Origin of the sequence: Kitasatospora sp. NPDC092286, assembly GCF_044755565.1 — a bacterium.
Classification (GTDB): domain Bacteria; phylum Actinomycetota; class Actinomycetes; order Streptomycetales; family Streptomycetaceae; genus Kitasatospora.
The window spans coordinates 59,822-72,884 of record NZ_JBIVRD010000012.1 but is presented as its reverse complement, the minus strand read 5'-3'; the positions used below and the strand labels follow the sequence as shown (position 1 = coordinate 72,884).

General features: G+C 68.3%; 18 protein-coding genes and 1 pseudogene. 11 read left to right on the top strand and 8 right to left on the bottom strand.

The annotated features are described in order from the left end of the window. Positions 1-245 precede the first annotated feature (245 nt). Positions 246-449: a cold-shock protein gene (locus ACIQIB_RS14690; RefSeq protein WP_030918248.1), complete on the bottom strand. Its 204-nt coding sequence runs from the start codon at positions 447-449 to the stop codon at positions 246-248. Positions 450-1,034: 585 nt separating this feature from the next. Between ACIQIB_RS14690 and ACIQIB_RS14685 the strand changes: the two genes are divergently transcribed. Continuing rightward, entirely contained in the window at positions 1,035-1,973 is a 939-nt protein-coding gene (locus ACIQIB_RS14685) for a GDSL-type esterase/lipase family protein (protein WP_400758179.1), read from the top strand. Positions 1,974-2,110: 137 nt separating this feature from the next. On the opposite strand, the gene ACIQIB_RS14680 is transcribed toward ACIQIB_RS14685, so the two are convergent. Further along, positions 2,111-3,043 (bottom strand): peptidoglycan-binding protein, encoded by a 933-nt coding sequence (locus tag ACIQIB_RS14680; protein ID WP_363606132.1) that lies wholly within the window; start codon positions 3,041-3,043, stop codon positions 2,111-2,113. A 354-nt stretch (positions 3,044-3,397) separates the two neighbouring features. On the opposite strand from ACIQIB_RS14680, the gene ACIQIB_RS14675 reads away from it, so the two are divergent. From ACIQIB_RS14675 to ACIQIB_RS14665, 3 genes are read left to right on the top strand one after another with little or no spacing between them, the layout of a single operon-like run. Further along, the gene (locus ACIQIB_RS14675; protein ID WP_400758177.1) at positions 3,398-4,174 is read left to right on the top strand and encodes a 2OG-Fe(II) oxygenase; all 777 of its coding nucleotides are present in this window, start codon (positions 3,398-3,400) and stop codon (positions 4,172-4,174) included. Positions 4,175-4,181: 7 nt separating this feature from the next. Further along, entirely contained in the window at positions 4,182-4,937 is a 756-nt protein-coding gene (locus ACIQIB_RS14670) for an SDR family NAD(P)-dependent oxidoreductase (protein ID WP_400758175.1), read from the top strand. A 47-nt stretch (positions 4,938-4,984) separates the two neighbouring features. Beyond that, a complete protein-coding gene (locus ACIQIB_RS14665; protein WP_400758173.1) occupies positions 4,985-5,860 on the top strand; it encodes a hypothetical protein in 876 nt (291 codons plus the stop codon). Positions 5,861-6,059: 199 nt separating this feature from the next. On the opposite strand, the gene ACIQIB_RS14660 is transcribed toward ACIQIB_RS14665, so the two are convergent. Beyond that, positions 6,060-6,260, bottom strand: a complete 201-nt coding sequence (locus tag ACIQIB_RS14660) for a DUF397 domain-containing protein (RefSeq protein ID WP_400758172.1) — start codon at positions 6,258-6,260, stop codon at positions 6,060-6,062. 206 nt (positions 6,261-6,466) lie between these two features. On the opposite strand from ACIQIB_RS14660, the gene ACIQIB_RS14655 reads away from it, so the two are divergent. Both ACIQIB_RS14655 and ACIQIB_RS14650 read left to right on the top strand, forming a co-directional pair. Next, positions 6,467-7,681 (top strand): helix-turn-helix domain-containing protein, encoded by a 1,215-nt coding sequence (locus ACIQIB_RS14655; RefSeq protein WP_400758170.1) that lies wholly within the window; start codon positions 6,467-6,469, stop codon positions 7,679-7,681. 148 nt (positions 7,682-7,829) lie between these two features. Further along, complete coding sequence (locus ACIQIB_RS14650) at positions 7,830-8,000, top strand: hypothetical protein (RefSeq protein WP_363615310.1); 171 nt, start codon at positions 7,830-7,832, stop codon at positions 7,998-8,000. A 141-nt stretch (positions 8,001-8,141) separates the two neighbouring features. Here ACIQIB_RS14650 and ACIQIB_RS14645 read toward each other — a convergent pair whose 3' ends face one another. The 3 genes from ACIQIB_RS14645 to ACIQIB_RS14635 form a co-directional block, all read right to left on the bottom strand. After that, on the bottom strand, positions 8,142-8,342 hold the full coding sequence (locus tag ACIQIB_RS14645) for a DUF397 domain-containing protein (protein WP_400758168.1): 201 nt from the start codon (positions 8,340-8,342) through the stop codon (positions 8,142-8,144). 183 nt (positions 8,343-8,525) lie between these two features. Then, positions 8,526-8,738 (bottom strand): DUF397 domain-containing protein, encoded by a 213-nt coding sequence (locus ACIQIB_RS14640; RefSeq protein WP_400758166.1) that lies wholly within the window; start codon positions 8,736-8,738, stop codon positions 8,526-8,528. Then, positions 8,735-9,571 (bottom strand): helix-turn-helix domain-containing protein, encoded by an 837-nt coding sequence (locus ACIQIB_RS14635; protein WP_400758164.1) that lies wholly within the window; start codon positions 9,569-9,571, stop codon positions 8,735-8,737. Before ACIQIB_RS14635 ends, ACIQIB_RS14640 begins: the two co-directional genes overlap by 4 nt. 112 nt (positions 9,572-9,683) lie before the next feature. Between ACIQIB_RS14635 and ACIQIB_RS14630 the strand changes: the two genes are divergently transcribed. From ACIQIB_RS14630 to ACIQIB_RS14615, 4 genes are read left to right on the top strand one after another with little or no spacing between them, the layout of a single operon-like run. Then, the gene (locus tag ACIQIB_RS14630) at positions 9,684-9,902 is read left to right on the top strand and encodes a hypothetical protein (protein ID WP_363615304.1); all 219 of its coding nucleotides are present in this window, start codon (positions 9,684-9,686) and stop codon (positions 9,900-9,902) included. Next, positions 9,902-10,150 carry a hypothetical protein gene (locus ACIQIB_RS14625; protein WP_400651811.1) on the top strand — a complete coding sequence of 83 codons (249 nt, stop codon included), beginning with the start codon at positions 9,902-9,904 and terminating at the stop codon, positions 10,148-10,150. The genes ACIQIB_RS14630 and ACIQIB_RS14625 overlap by 1 nt, the downstream gene beginning before the upstream one ends. Further along, on the top strand, positions 10,125-10,379 hold the full coding sequence (locus ACIQIB_RS14620; RefSeq protein ID WP_363614512.1) for a hypothetical protein: 255 nt from the start codon (positions 10,125-10,127) through the stop codon (positions 10,377-10,379). The genes ACIQIB_RS14625 and ACIQIB_RS14620 overlap by 26 nt, the downstream gene beginning before the upstream one ends. 8 nt (positions 10,380-10,387) lie before the next feature. Beyond that, a complete protein-coding gene (locus tag ACIQIB_RS14615; protein ID WP_400651815.1) occupies positions 10,388-10,867 on the top strand; it encodes an NUDIX domain-containing protein in 480 nt (159 codons plus the stop codon). A 110-nt stretch (positions 10,868-10,977) separates the two neighbouring features. Here ACIQIB_RS14615 and ACIQIB_RS14610 read toward each other — a convergent pair. Further along, positions 10,978-11,364, bottom strand: a pseudogene (locus ACIQIB_RS14610) (transglycosylase family protein); the annotation flags it as partial. A gap of 591 nt (positions 11,365-11,955) precedes the next feature. Here ACIQIB_RS14610 and ACIQIB_RS14605 point away from each other — a divergent pair. After that, complete coding sequence (locus tag ACIQIB_RS14605; protein WP_363614516.1) at positions 11,956-12,363, top strand: universal stress protein; 408 nt, start codon at positions 11,956-11,958, stop codon at positions 12,361-12,363. A 143-nt stretch (positions 12,364-12,506) separates the two neighbouring features. Here the strand turns inward: ACIQIB_RS14605 and ACIQIB_RS14600 are convergent, their stop codons facing one another. Continuing rightward, complete coding sequence (locus tag ACIQIB_RS14600) at positions 12,507-12,995, bottom strand: chaplin (protein ID WP_400758163.1); 489 nt, start codon at positions 12,993-12,995, stop codon at positions 12,507-12,509. Positions 12,996-13,063 lie beyond the last annotated feature (68 nt).

The window sequence follows — 13,063 nt, the reverse complement described above, 5'->3', positions numbered from 1 at the left end:
CACCTACGGTCGGCGCTCACCGGACGTGCGGAGTGCGGGAGCGAAGAACCTCGAACCGTGAGATGTCACGGCGGGGCGCCGATCCGGACGCGGCGCTGTGCGTCTCGCGTGGGGATGGCCGCCGGTGGCGGAGCCAGGGGGCCTGAGTGGCCGGGGACCGGTCGTGGCGCAATGCCGAGGGGCCCGCACCGGGCATGTACGCGGTGCGGGCCCCTCGCTGCTAGGCGGGTGCCATGGCAGAAAAACTACAGCGGACGAATGTTCTCGGCCTGCGGGCCCTTCTGGCCCTGCGTGACGTCGAACTCGACCTTCTGGCCCTCGAGCAGCTCACGGAAGCCGTTGGCGTTGATGTTCGAGTAGTGGGCGAAGACGTCGGGGCCGCCACCCTCCTGCTCGATGAAGCCGAAGCCCTTTTCCGCGTTGAACCACTTCACAGTGCCATTAGCCATAAAAAATTCTCCTTCAAGGGCTGTCCGAAGCCCGCACTGTGCGGACTTCGAGTCGCCGCGATGATGACCCGCCCGGAAAAAGAGCCGGGAAACAAAAATGCACCTGCGAATACATCAGCAGGCGCACACAAAGTTCATGGGAACCACTACTGCAACTAAGTCGACTGTAGCAGGCCACAGCTCGCCGCGGTGGAATTATTTTTCCCCGGTGTCGCCGGACGGCGACGCGCCGGGCAGCACCAGGGCCCGGGGGAGCCCCCCGAGGAGGCGCCGCGGCGGCTGCCTTTTGCGTGAGTTTCGGCCGAGCCGCGGAGTGGGAAGTCGACGTGGCCGACTCCCCACTCCGCGTGGGCTGCGTCCTCGTGACCGGGCGGGGAGCCCGCCCGGTCACCCGGAGTCAGCGGAGGTCGAACGGGGCCTGTCTGTCACTTACTTCCGGACCTGAAGATCATCGGATCTGACCCCGGCCGCGTCGGCGCCGATGGGATGCGACAGGATCGCCGCCGGGGTGCGCGAACGCACCCCCTGATGCTTCATCACCATCTGATAGGGGGGCAGCTCGTGAAAAGGTTCCTACCGCTTGCCATGGCCGCGTTGCTCGGCGCGGCCGGCGGCGTGCTCGGCCTCGGATCCGGTGCCGCCACCGCCGCCCCGGCCGCCACCGCCCCGCCCGTGCTCAGGGTGATGCCGCTGGGCGACTCGATCACCCAGGGCTTCGGCAGCAGCGACTGGGGTGGCTACCGTGAGCCGCTGGCGGGCGACGTCGCCGCGCAGACCCGGTACACCGTGCACTTCGTCGGCTCCGGCTCGGACGGCCCGGCCACGTTCGGGGAGCGGAGCCACGAGGGGCACGGCGGCTGGCGGATCAACGACATCAGCGGCGGTGTCGACAGCTGGCTCGGCCTCCAGCGCCCGGACGTGGTCCTGCTGCACCTCGGGCTCAACGACCTGCAGAACAACGACGACCCGGCCCACGCCCCGGACCGTCTCAAGCAACTGCTCGACCGGATCTACACCGCCCGGCCGGGCATCACCGTCATTCTGCAGGGCCTGATACCGACCACCGCCTGCCCGGGCTGCCCGGCCGGCACCGCCCTGCCCGGTCTGATCCAGCAGTACAACTCCCGGATCAGCCAGTTCGAGCCGGCCCAGGCACAACTGGGCCGCCACTTCCGCTACGTGGACGCGCCCGCGCTGGATCCCACCACCGAGTTCGCGGGTGTCGGGGACCTGCACCCCAGGGACGCCGGCTACAAGCGGATGGCGGACGCCTTCTTCCCCGCACTCGACCAGGCCTTCAGCAGCGGCTGGCTGCCCGGCAACACCCCGGTGCCGGGCAGCGCACCCGAGGTGAGCAGCCATGTGCGCTGGGCGGACTTCGACGGTGACGGCCGGGCCGACTACCTCTACATCAACGCCGACGGATCGGTGACCGCGTACCGGAACAACGGCGGCGACACGGCGGCCGGGCCGGGCTGGCAGAGCCTCGGCAAGATCGCCACGGGCGTGGGCAGCGAGGGGTGAACCCCCGGTCGTGAACGGCCTGTTCCCTGAGGTCCTCTTGGGGCATCGGGACGGGCGCACGGGCTCGCGGCGCGCCTGCCGGGCGCGCCGCGAGCCCCCGGGGGCAGAGGCGTCAGGGCCGGGCGGGGGCCGGCAGGCTACGGGAAGTGGGAGACTCCGGCGGTGTCGAGCTGGGATCCCAGGGCGTCGACGGTCTCCTGTGGGACGTCGTCGATGCCACCGGCGCCGGGCGTCTCGCTGAGCTGGTTGGACTGCTGGAACTTGACCAGGGCGGCCTGCGTGCCCGGCCCGAAGATGCCGTCGAGACCGTTCGGGTCGAAGCCGAGCTTCTCCAGGGCGGTCTGCACGCCGACCGCCAGGTTCAGCGGGACGGGGAAGTTCCCCGAGCGCATGTTGGCGTCGAGCTTCTGCGCGGGGTCGTAGGCGAGTTGGGTGAAGTCGCCCGAGGTCGAGGCCTTCCAGCCGGCCAGGGTGAAGAGCAGCCCGTCGAGCACGTTCCGCGGGACCACCCCGGGGTTGTCGGTGTCGGTCATATGGCTCTCCCGCGCCATGGTGAGCCAGTCCACGGGGCCGGCCGAGGCCGCGGCCTCGAAGTTCGGGAAGTGGAAGAGCGGCCCGAGCGCCCACACCATGCTGAACAGACCGAGCTGGCCCTCGGCGGGCCAGTTGTCCAGATCGCTGAACGCTGCCCGTCCCTTCACCTGGCTCTCGAAGTCGGCCAGCTTGCTCGTGATCAGCCCGTCGATCGCCGCGTCGTCGATCCGCAGCGTGGTGACCGCCTCCTTCTGCGGCAGCAGGGCGTGGGAGGTGCCGCTGGACTTGACCGTCTGGTACTCCTGCTCGATGTCGGCATGCGCGGCCGAAGCGCCGGAGTTCTTGTCGACCCAGTTCAGGGTGAAGGCATCGGGCAGCAGATGCGCGTTGCTCCCGAGGTTCGAGGGATCGTCGGCGTCGAGCAGGTTGCCCACCCCGGTGGACACCAGGCTCTTGATGTCGAGATACATGAAGTGCACGCGGCCTTCAAGCGGTTCGGTGAACGGAATGAAGGCGTCTTGGACGCTCTGCTGCATCGTGACTCCTACGGGAGGAAGCCCCCCTTCGTGCACGCCCGCCGCCCCCGGGGCGGACAGGCCTTACCCGGTCCGCGCTCCGTGAATCGGTGACCATCGCTCAGTACAAAGCGCAGAGTCGGCAGTTCTGCCTTGCGAGCCCCGCCCGCAATCAGTTTCCGGCCGTTCCATGTGTGGTGCAACTCGGGAGGCGAAGGGTCGAGTCCGCCTGGCGTCCACAACTGCCAAGGATGAAAGCGGTGTTCACCGGAGGCACCCCGAGTTGCCGACTCCGGCAAGGCCGTTCAGGCTGTCGGTAGAGGAACATTTCCGAGCCTTGTACGCCTCCACCCAGGTCATCCCGGAGGGCGAGCGGTGAACAGCAGCCTCGATGAGATTCTCGACGGGCGCCGGTGGCGGCTGCGGGAGTATCCGTTCCGGCATCTCTGGGCCGAGCCGGTGTTCCGCCGCACCCGGTACGAGCAGATGGCCCTGGAGCTCCGACAGCTGCTGGCCGTCGACGGGACGGACGGCTTCCAGCGGAACATGCGCGGCTATGACGCGACCGGTCACAGCTTCCGACCAGGCTACCGTGGGGCGTTCGAGGCTTTCCTGTCCTCGGAGTTCCGCGATGCGCTGTCCCGCGTCTTCGACGTGCCGGTCACCTGCGACGTCAACGCCTCGCTGCACCACCACGAGGCCGGCGCCGCCAGCGGCCAGGTGCACAACGATCTCAACCCGGGCTGGTTCGTGGCGCGGCCGCACCCGGACGGGGTCAATCTCGCCGACTCCGGGCGGTGCAGCTACCGGTACGGCACCACGTCGGAGCCGGGCCTGGAGACCGTGGAACGGGTGCGGGCGGTGGCCGTCCTGTACTACCTGGACAACGGGCCGTGGTTTCCGGGGCGCGGCGGTGAGACCGGGCTGTACCTCGACCGGACCACCGCCGTCACCGAACCGACCGTGCTGGTGCCCCCGACGGACAACGGAATGCTCGCCTTCGAATGCACGCCCACCTCGTTCCACACCTATCTGGCGAGCACGACGCAGCGCAATTCGCTCGTTCTCTGGCTGCACCGGAGCAAGGAGGACGCCGTGGCCCGGTGGACGGACCGGGAGATCGTGCGCTGGGCCAGAGCGAGTGGGCGGTGATGCCGTGATGTCCGAGCCACGGGTGTGCCTGTTCCTGGGCGCCGGGGGCCGCCTGGGCGGAGCCTTTCTGCGTTCCCTGTCGTCGCGCTATCGCATCGCGGCGGTCTACCGGACCTGCCCCGCCGGGGCCGAGCGCCGGTACGAGCAGGTGGTCGACCCGCTGAACCAGGCCCCGCCGGTGCACGAGCGGCACACCACGTTCTATCCGATCGCCGCGGACCTGGCCGACCCGGGCAGCCCCGGGCGGATCGCCGAGCTGGCACTCGCCGCGTTCGGCCGGGTGGACCTGGTCGTCAACAGCGCCGTGCTGTACGACTGGGGGCCGGGGACCTCGCTCGATTTCCTGGAGCGTCTGCCACGGCAGTTCCTGGTCAACGTGGTGCGGCCGTTGCAGGTGGTCGCCGAGCTCTACGAGAAGTCGTGGCGGGCGATCCCCGAGGACAACCGGCTGCACCGTCGAAATGTCATCAACCTGTCGTCGGTGGCCGCCTCCAGAGCCTTCCCCGGCACCGGTCAGCTCGGATACAGCGCCTGCAAGGCCGCGCTCGACATCGCGAGCCGGCACCTGGCGGCGGAACTCGCCCCCGCCGGGGTCCGGGTCAACGTGGTCGCCCCCAACACCTTTCCGCGCATCGTGAGCGTCGAACGCGTCCTGGCGGCGCTGTACGAGCTGGATGCCGGCTCCGAGACCGGGCAGGTGCGGGTCATCGACCGGGAGCCGCGGCGGGTGCGGGACGAGAAGAGCGTCCCGATCCGGCGCTGAACAGCATCAGAAGAAATCGATGGAGAACGAGGTCACGGGAGCGTCGTATGTCGAATGGCAACACTTTCTTCCAAGTACCGGTCTCTGCGCCTGCGGACGCACAGTCGATACAGAACAGCCTGACCCAGTCGGGCCAGCTGGCGAACCAGATCCAGGCGGCCGTCAAACAGGCGGGCAGCCCTGCGGTGGGGGACATCGGCGCCGCGTTCGGCAACGTGGTGCAGGCCATTGCCAAAGGCAACTCCATGCAGGAGGTGCAGAACCAGGTCAACAACCTCAAGGATTCACTGTCCAAGCACGCCGGCGTGCTCGGCACGGTGGCCGGATCGGTCATCCAGCATGTGGTGGATGTGGAGACCACGTCCGCCAATGCCATCGATCTGATCGGCAGGATCAATCTCAGTGACGGATCGAGCATCGTCTCGGCGCTGAACGCGATAGCGAGCGTGTTCGCGGCGATCGGCCGTCTCGCCGGGGACATCGGAGCCGCGGTGGTGGCGCTGGGCGGCGGCCCGGTCGGGGTGGTGATCGGGGCCACCGCCACCCTGGCGGGAACGGCGGCTCAGACGGTCACCACCGCCGCGAACACGGTGTCGAGCGTGTCGTCCAGCGATCCGGGGGGACCTGGTGAGCCCGGTGAGCCCGGAGAGCCCGGGGAACCCGGGGAACCCGGGGAACCTGGGGAACCTGGTGGGCCCGGAGAGCCTGGTGAGCCTGGTGAGCCTGGTGAGCCTGGTGAGCCCGGGGAGCCTGGTGAGCCTGGTGAGCCTGGTGAGCCCGGGGAGCCTGGTGAGCCCGGTGAGCCCGGAGAGCCTGGAGAACCTGGTGGGCCCGGAGAGCCTGGAGAACCCGGTGGGCCCGGTGAACCTGGTGGGCCTGGAGAACCCGGTGGGCCCGGTGAACTCAAGCGATTGGAGGAGTAAGGCCGGCACGCCCGTGGCCCCCGCACCGGAGCTCTGGGGCGAGGGCCATCGCGAGGGAGACCGCCACGGTGCGCCGTTGTGGCTCATACCGGGAATCGGTGGCGGCCAACGGCTGGGTGGGGGTGGTTGAGCTTGTTGGTGGGGTAGAGAAAGGCGCCGCCGCCCCGGTTGGGGGCGGCGGCGCCAGGGTGTGGTGCGTTCAGGCGGGTCCGAAGTCGCCGGCGCGGACGGCGGTGACGAAGGACTGCCAGGCGTCGGCCGGGAAGACGAGGGCGGGGCCGTGCGGGTCCTTCGAGTCGCGGACCGGGACGATGGCGGGGTAGTCGTCGGCGACCTCGATGCACTCGCCGCCTTGACCGCTGTAGGTGCTCTTGCGCCAGTTTGCTTGTTCGAGCGTCATGTCGGCAGATCCTTCCGGGTTTGACGGATCATGTCCAAGAGCGCGGGTCACATCGTGTCTTCGACCTGGAATCGATCGTAGCGTCTGAGCGATGTCGCCACAGTGGTGCGATTGCGGCTGTGCGGGCGTGGTCGAACTTGGCAGCGGCGCCAGCAAGATTGCCGAGTGGTTCAGGCCGTTGCCTGTTCAGGCGTAATGTCTGGCATATGGCGAACGACCACCTTGGGGAGCGGCTACGTCGGTTGCGCCGCTTGGCCGACCTCACGCAGGAAGCCCTGGCGGAGAAGTCAGGCGTGTCCGTGGATGTGGTTCGGAAACTCGAACAGCAGCGCAAGCACTCGGCACGGCTGCCCACACTTCATGCGCTGGCCAAGGGACTTGGCGTCGAGCTGACTGCGTTGCTGGGTGATCCGCCGGCCGTTCCGTCGACGGGCGATGTGGAGCCGGCGGAACTGGTCTTTCTACGCCGCGCCATTATGCCGTCGTTGTTCACCCCGCTTCCCAGCCCGGACGGGGCAGAGTGGCTGTCACTTGCTCTGTTGAAGGCTGAGATCGCCGATGGGTGGACCCTCTACCACGCTGCAGACTTTGGCAGGCTCATGGAGATTCTGCCTGGCGTCATCGTGGACGCCAGGCGCGCCGCTGCTTCAAGCAAGGGGCGTGAGCGATTGGCAGGTCATCATGCTTTGGGGAAGGCTCTCCAGCTGGGTGGCCACCTTGCTATTCGGTTCGGCAAGACAGATCTCGGCGTCTCCAGTCTCGAACGAGCAATTTCGGCTGCCGATTCCGCCGAGGATCCCTTGCTGGCAGCGATGCTCTGCAACTCTGTGTCGTGGGCGTACCAGCGTCAGAACCGATTGGATGATTCTCGTACGCTGGCGGTTCACGCTGCCGATGGAGTCGAGCGCGAGCACACTTCCAGCGCGGAAGGGCTCCGCGTCTGGGGTGGGCTGATCATGGCAGGAGCGATCAGTACCAGTCTTGGTGGCGACTATGACGGTGCGTCCGAAATGATGGGGACTGCGGAGCGGGCGACTGTGCGGTTGGCGGAGATGCCGCCGCCTGAGGACAGTCGAATGGTCAGCGTCTTCAGCGAGTCGTCTGTTCGGATCAAGCGCGTGCGTCTTGCTGTTCAACATGGACGTTCTGACGAGGCGTTGACCCTCGCGCGAGGTGTTCGCTTTGGTGTGGAGATTCCGCCCTCGTGGCGGGCATGGCTCTTTCTCGACGTGGCGCGAGCGTACGCGGACCTTGGGAACGCCAGAGGGGCAGTGGCGGCACTGGAACGGCTCCAACGGACCGCCCCCGGCTGGATGCGTCACCATACGCTGGCGGTGGCGATCGTCTCTGACCTTTGGGCGGGATCCGCTAGGCCTCCGGGTCTTCGGAAGCTCGCAAGATTCCTTGGCCTGGCTGATTAGGAGTCAGAACTAGGACGTTTCATCCCTGGTAGCCGCAAGCCGGTGGCGAGAACCTCTTCATGCCAATACGGAGAGGAGTCACATCATGACAGGGGATGTCCGACTGGATGTCGCGCGGCCTCCGGCCCTCGGCGAGCCGACCACTAAATTGCACGGCTACGGGATCCGCTGGGATCCCGCCGTCCGGCTCTACCGGGTGCGAAACGAGATCACGGGGGAGTGGCTGCGCGACTCCTCCGGATCGCTGAGCGGCTTCTCCTCCTTCTCCGTCGCGGAGAAGGCCTGGCGGGGGTTCGAGTCGCACCGGGAGATGGTCTGATGAGGCCGATCCTCAACCGGGCGGCCGGCGAGCAGTGGCGGGAGGCCGCTTTGGAGTGATTGCGGCTGTGTGTAGGGTGGTTGGGCTTTGAGAGAAGTGTCGTCGCCCCGGTCAGGGTGGCGGCGCCTGGGTGTGGCGTGTTCAGGCGGGTCCGAAGTCGTCGGCGCGGACGGCGGTGACGAAGGACTGCCAGGCGTCAGCCGGGAAGATGAGGGTGGGGCCGTTCGGGTCCTTGCTGTCCCGAACAGGAATCACTCCGCTGAGGCCGTCGGCGACCTCGATGCACTGGCCTCCGTCGGAGCTGTAGGTGCTCTTGCGCCAGTTTGCTTGTTCGAGCGTCATGTCGGTTGATTCCTTCGGGCTTGACGGATCGTATCCAAAGGCATGAGGCGCATCGCGCCTTTGACCTGGAGCCGGTCATAGCGTCTGTGTCACGTCGCAACAGTGGTGCGATTGTGGCTGTGCGGTGCGGTTGAGAAGGCGCCGCCGCCCCGGTTGGAATGGCGGCGCCTGGGTGCGGTGTGTTCAGACGGCACCGAAGTCGTCGGCGCGGACGGCGGTGACGAAGGACTGCCAGGCGTCAGTGGGGAAGACGAGGGCGGGGCCGTGGGGGTCCTTCGAGTCGCGAACGGGCACGACGTTGAGGTAATCGGGTGCCACCTCGACGCACTGGCCTCCGTCGGTGCTGTGGGAGGACTTCACCCAGTGTGCGGATGACAGGTCGAGGCTGGAGGTCATGGTGCCAGTTCCTTCCGGAGTCTTCTGATCATGGCCAGGGATTCCGCCCGAGGAGGCGCGTCCACCTGGAGACGATCGTAGCGCCTGCGCCAAGTCATGACGGCGGTTCGGTCCCGCTCAAGGAAGCCGCGGTGGAGTGTTTCTGTGTAGGCCAGTTGGCCATTGTCACCAATGGTCAGCAAGGTGACGGCTGATGAGAAGGATCTGAGCACTCCCATGGTGAACGGCACCACCTGCAGCAGGATGTGAGGTTCCTCCGCTAGTTCTACGAGGTGCTCAAGTTGTTCGGCCATGACGTCCGGGCCGCCGAGCTGCCATCGCAGGGCGCTCTCATCCAGTGCGGCGTAGATGAGGGGTGGAGGGGTGCGAGTCAGAAGCTTCTGCCTGGCCAGCCGGAAGTTGAGCCGTTCCTCGGCCTGGTCGGCTGTGACCTCGCCCCGGTCCAACGCGCCCGCCAGCTCAGCCTCGGCGTATGCCGAGGTCTGGAACAAACCCGGGATGGCGCCGATCTCGAACAGCCTTATCTCGGTGGCCTGGGCCTCATGCCGCGTGAACTCCGTGAATCCCTCGGCGAGACCGGCCGAGTTGTTCGCCTGCTGCCACATGAGGGCCAAGGTGCCCTGTGTCCCCAGGGCCTGGTCAGCCGCACGAGCGAAGCGGAGCGAGGGTTGCTTCGTGCCAAGTTCGGCGAAGGAGACCGTTGAGTAGTGGAACCCGACACACGCGGCCAACTGCGCCTGCGTGAGCCCGGCTGTCTCGCGTGACCTGCGAAGTTGCACCCCAAAGGGCGCCCACCGGCCTGAGGATGGATCAAGCTCCTTGCGGTTAACCATGATTGCCCCAACTTGGACAGCCGGAAAGTCAAAACCAATTTCGCTTCCGATGGTAGCTGTCGACAGGCCACCATGGGCACAGAACGTGAAAGCTCGTAAGCGGAGGGTTCCCATGAACCATGCCCAGACTCAGCCCAGACCGGACGACCCGTCCACCAACCTCCACGGCTACGGGATCCGCTGGGATCCCGCCGCCCGGCTCTACCGGGTGCGAAACGAGATCACGGGGGAGGGGCTGAGAGACGGCGACGGATCGCTGAGCGGCTTCTCCTCCTTCTCCGTCGCGGAGAAGGCCTGGCGGGGGTTCGAGTCGCACCGGGAGATGGTCTGATGGGGCCGATCCTCAACCGGGCGACCGCCGAGCAGCGCCGCGAGGCCGCCTTCGCCGTCGAGGAGCTGACGGCCGTCCTCGCTCTCGGTGACGCCAAGTTGCCCTCCCTCGAAGTGGACTGGGACTACGGGCGGTTGACCGGTGCCTACCTGATCAACCTCGGCTCGGCCCGTACCTCCCAGGTCCTGCGGATCACCGAACTCCTGCGAAAGGGCCTGCTCCATGAGCGGCAAGCCGACCAGGACTGAGCTCCTCGCCGCCGCCCTCGTGCTCCTCGCCTCCTTCGGCATCGCCCACGGTGCTTCCGCCCTGGTCGACCCCGGGCAGCCGGCCGTTGCCCGCCTGGTCTGGTGGCTGTTCTTCGCCACCGCCCTCATGACCGGAATGAACGTGACCGAGGCCTGGGCCCGCCGACGGAGCCGCCGGAGTCGAACCCGCCGTCCCCACCCGAGAGCCAGCACCAGCACCAGAAGGTGACCCCCACCGTGCGCGACCCCCGACTCCTTGCCAAGCCGCCCGTCTGCCGGCTCGGCTGCCTCGTCCTCCTCCGCGACCCGCGCGGCCGCGTCCTCCTCATCGACCCGGACTTCATGGACGGCCTGATCCTCCCCGGCGGCAGCGCCCGCGCCAATGAATCCCCGCACGAAGCCGCCGCCCGCCACCTCCATGCCGAGACCGGCCTGAACCGCCGCCCCACCCACCTCCTCGCCGTCGACTTCACCCCCGCCGACCGCTACCTCGAACGCCTCAACCTCGTCTTCGACGGCGGCACCCTCAGCGACCACGAAGCCGCCCGCATCACCGTCCCGCCCCAGCACCGCAGCGGCCTGCTCGGCCACCGCTTCGTCGACCCCCGCCGCCTCCCCACCGTGATGAGCCCCGCCCAGGCCGCCCGCGTCCGGGAGGCCCTCACCACCGCACCGCGCCGCTTCCCCCTCCTCCTCCACGGCCAGCGAGCCGCCTGAAAGTGCCCCGGAAACGCCCCGGAAACGACACAACGCCGCCGCACCCGACCGGTTCGACTGAACGGTCGGGTGCGGCGGCGTCGTCGTGGCGCGGTGCGCCGAGGGCCTTACCTGCTCATACCGGCCTTGACGGAGCAGATCGGCCAGGCGCCCGGGCCCTGGGCGGCGAGGACCTTCTCCGCGATCGCGATCTGCTGGGCCTTGGTGGCCTGGTGGGCCTGCGAGGCGTACGCGGTACCGCCGAAGGCGGCCCAGGTGCTGGAGGTGAACTGCAGGCCGCCGTAGAAGCCGTTGCCCGAGTTGATGGCCCAGTTACCCGTCGCCTCGCACTGCGCGACCTTGTCCCAGACGGACGCCGGCGCGGCGGAGGCGCTGTTGGCCGTGACGAGGCCGGCCACCGGCAGGGCGGTCAGCGCCCCGGCCATCAGAGCCATCCGGACGCGGTTGCGACGCTTGGTGGCGGTGGTGGTGGCGGCAGTCTCGTTACGGAAGGTCATGGGGTTCCTTTCGGAGGGGGTCTGCGAGCGCGCGGAACCAGGCCCTCGGAAGGCCGTCGGTTTCGGGGATCACGTCACTCGCGTGGTTCGGCACCGTTCCGAACTCCGGGGCTGTGAGGCCCTCGGGAGCGTTTCGCTCGGTGCAACGAGTTCGAAGTTACGGGGGCCCCGGTGGAGGTTTCAAGGATTTACAGGTTTAGCCACGTCAGAGGGGTGTTACCGGGGGTATGGATCAAGGAAATGTACTGATTTGGACCGAAATGTCCCTATTTCGAAGATCAAACCTCCCCTGGAAGTGGCCTGCGTCACGTGCGAGTCGCTGTGAGGCCGCCCACATTGTCGACGCCGCGTGACGGGCTTCCGGCCGTCCGTGTGCGAATCGACCCTCCCGGCCAAGATCGACGGCCGCCAGGGGTGGCCCGCACCACAGCCCTCACCCGTCGTGCCCCGTCCCCTCACGTGCCGTGTCCGGAATAGCCTCGGGCCATGAGCAACGAGAGTGATGCAGGGGCCGTCGGCGGGGTCGAGGAGCCGGAGCAGGCGGTCGCGCCGGCCGGCTTCGAGCTGGGGACGGACGGGCCCAAGGTGATCATGGCCGGGCTGGACGGCTCGGACTCCTCCTGGCGTGCGACCGCCTATGCGGCCGGCCTCGCCCGGCGGCAGAACGCGATCCTCGCGGTGGCGTACGTCCAGCCCGTGCTCGGGGCGGCGACCGCCCTCGCGGGCGCGGTGGTGGAGGAGACCACCCAGGAGATCGCCGACGAACTGCTGGCCGCGCTGCGCGAGGCCGAGCACCGGCTGAGCCACGTCTGGCAGCTGGAGTGGCGCTTCCTGACCGTCCGCGGTGACCCGTACACCGGCCTCGCGCGGATGGCGGACGAGCTGCGGGCGGACGCCGTCGTCGTCGGCGCCTCCGAGCAGGCCGGGCACCGGGTGATCGGTTCGGTCGCCGTCCGCCTGGTGAAGGCGGGCCGCTGGCCGGTGACCGTGGTGCCGTAGCCCGCCCGCGACCGGACAGGACGGAAGGGCTGCGACCCCGGCGTCGATGCCGGGGTCGCAGCCCTTCGGGTTGCTGGGGGTTCTGGTCGGTGGAACGGGGTGCTTACCCGGCGGGTGGGCCGGGGGTGGGCCCTGGGCTTGGATCAGCTGTTGCCGCCGCTGCTCCCGCCGCCGTTGTTGCCCCCGCCGTTGTTCCCGCCGCCGTCGTTTCCGCCGCCGTTGTTGCCCCCGCCGTTGTTGCCCCCGCCGTCGTTTCCGCCGCCGTTGTTGCCCCCGCCGTTGTTGCCCCCGCCGTTGTTCCCGCCGCCGCCGTTGCCGCCTCCGCCGGCCGGGTTGAACAGGCCGATGATGTCGATGCTGTTGCCGCAGATGTTGATCGGGATGCTGATCGGGATCTGGATCTGGTTGCCGGACAGCACGCCCGGCGAACCCGCCGCGACACCGTTGGCGTGGGCGCCCTCCCCGATGTTGGCGCAGGTGGTGCCGGACGGGGCGAACCCCGAGTGGCCGTGGTCGTGGCCGTGGTGGCCGCCGCGCACGATGCCGTCGCCGGCGTAGGAGGGGCCGGCGCAGGTGATGGCCAGCGCGGCGCCGAGGCCGACGGCGGCGAGGTACTTCCTGGTGTTGGTCATGTCCGGAGACATAACAGGCAGCCCCTGAATCCAGTCATGAGCCTATTTAGCGACCACCTGATTGGCGT